This window comes from Mesorhizobium sp. M7A.F.Ca.CA.004.12.1.1, assembly GCF_003997835.1.
In the GTDB taxonomy this organism is placed as follows: domain Bacteria; phylum Pseudomonadota; class Alphaproteobacteria; order Rhizobiales; family Rhizobiaceae; genus Mesorhizobium.
This window is the reverse complement of sequence record NZ_RZRK01001085.1, coordinates 1-1,621: the sequence shown is the minus strand read 5'-3', so window position 1 is coordinate 1,621 and position 1,621 is coordinate 1. Positions and strand designations below refer to the sequence as shown.

The window sequence follows — 1,621 nt, the reverse complement described above, 5'->3', positions numbered from 1 at the left end:
GTTCAGATCGTCACCCTCGCCCTGATCTTCATCGGCGCAACCTTCGCGACGACGGAAGTGACCACCGTGGCGATCACCAAGGAGCTTGGCCAACCGGGCGCCGCCAGCCTCGTCATCGGCGTTTATGCGCTGGGATCGTTCGTGCTCGGCATCATCGTCGGCGCGCTCAGCCTGAAGGCGCCGCTGAAACGCCAGCTGGCCATCGCAGTCGCCCTCGTCGCGCTCGGCACGCTGTTGCCGCTCACCGCCGACACCGTGCCACTGCTGGCGCTGACCGTGTTCATCAGCGGTGTGGCGATCTCGCCGACCTTCATCACCGCGTTCGGCCTGATCGAGCGGCATGTGCCGGAAGCGATGCTGACCGAAGGCATCACCTGGGTCATGACCGGCATCGGCATCGGCATGGCGCTGGGCTCGTTCGCGGCCGGCGCGATGGTGGATGCGTTCGGCGCCAAGAGCGGGTTCTGGGTGTCGGTGGCTTCAGGCACGATCGCACTGGCCACGGTGCTGCTCGGCCAACGCAGCCTTGCCACGACTGAGTGCGAGATGGACGGATGCGAAGCAGCCGCGATTGCCGCGGAATAGTTCCGGCGCGTCCGGGCTTTAGGACCGGGCGCGCCGCTCTAGGCGGCCGGGCCTGAAATATTGGCTTTTCCCGGGTGCGCCAATGCCAAAAGTATCGTTGGCGCCCCGCGCAGCATCACCTCTTTTTCGAAGGCGAAGCCACATTTCTCCAGCACCCGTCGCGAGGCCGGATTGGCGGGGCGGACGAGGCCGACAACCCGATCGGCACGCAAGGGGCCGAACGCGGTGCGCAGTGCTTCCATCACCAATTCCGTGGCATAGCCATGTCCCCAGGCCGCCGGATGAAGATGATGGGACAGGTTCAGACCGTCGAAATCCGCCGATACCGTGACGCCGCCGAAGCCGATCAACTTTCCATCCGCCTCGACTGCCCAGCGGCCAAAGCCGTGCTTGTCCCAATGACCGATGTCGCGCCTCAGCCGCGCGGCGCTCTGCTGGGCTCTATCCGGAACAGGGTCGGGTCGATGCGCAACAAGCTCCCCGCGCGAAAAGAGATCGATCAGGAAATCCAGATCAGCCTCTGCCGGGCGGCGCAGCAAAAGCCGCTCGCTGCGCTGGCTGGAAGGCAGGGGCGCATTCATCCGTCTTCTCCGGCAACCGGATCGGCGGGAGGCTCAGAGGATCTCGGTCTTGGCGATGTGGATGCCAAAACCTTCGAGGCCGACATAGTGGCGTTCGCGCGAGGCGATCAGGTTGATCGAGGAGATGCCGAGATCCTTGAGGATCTGCGCGCCGAGCCCGATCTCGCGCCACTCGTTTTCGCGGCGGCGGGCCTCTTCGTGATCCTCGCGGTCGCCGCTTGCCGGTCGTTTGCGCTCCTGATGCGCAACGCCGACGGAGCCTTCTCTGAGATAGACGATGACGCCGCGCCTGCGCTCGCCCATTGCCTTCATAATGGCGTCGAGCCGGTGGCTGGTGCCGAACACATCGGTCACCACATCCTCCGAATGCAGGCGCACCGGGACCTCCTCGCCGTCACGAATGTCGCCGAAGACGATGGCGACGTGGTGCATGGAGTCCCACGGCAGCGTGTAGG

General features: G+C 65.2%; 2 protein-coding genes and 1 pseudogene. 1 reads left to right on the top strand and 2 read right to left on the bottom strand.

The window, feature by feature from the left end:
- Positions 1 to 585: MFS transporter (locus EN984_RS33865; protein WP_164765884.1), on the top strand; the 585-nt coding region annotated here is incomplete at its 5' end.
- Positions 586 to 623: 38 nt separating this feature from the next.
- Here EN984_RS33865 and EN984_RS33860 read toward each other — a convergent pair.
- Together EN984_RS33860 and EN984_RS33855 are read right to left on the bottom strand one after the other, a co-directional pair.
- On the bottom strand, positions 624 to 1,166 hold the full coding sequence (locus EN984_RS33860) for a GNAT family N-acetyltransferase (RefSeq protein ID WP_127268179.1): 543 nt from the start codon (positions 1,164 to 1,166) through the stop codon (positions 624 to 626).
- A 33-nt stretch (positions 1,167 to 1,199) separates the two neighbouring features.
- Positions 1,200 to 1,621: pseudogene (locus EN984_RS33855) on the bottom strand (3,4-dihydroxy-2-butanone-4-phosphate synthase); the annotation flags it as partial.

Bases quoted from the DNA above. Each gene is read 5' to 3' on its own strand.
- EN984_RS33860 (WP_127268179.1), bottom strand. From the start codon at position 1,166: ATGAATGCGCCCCTGCCTTCCAGCCAGCGCAGCGAGCGGCTTTTGCTG.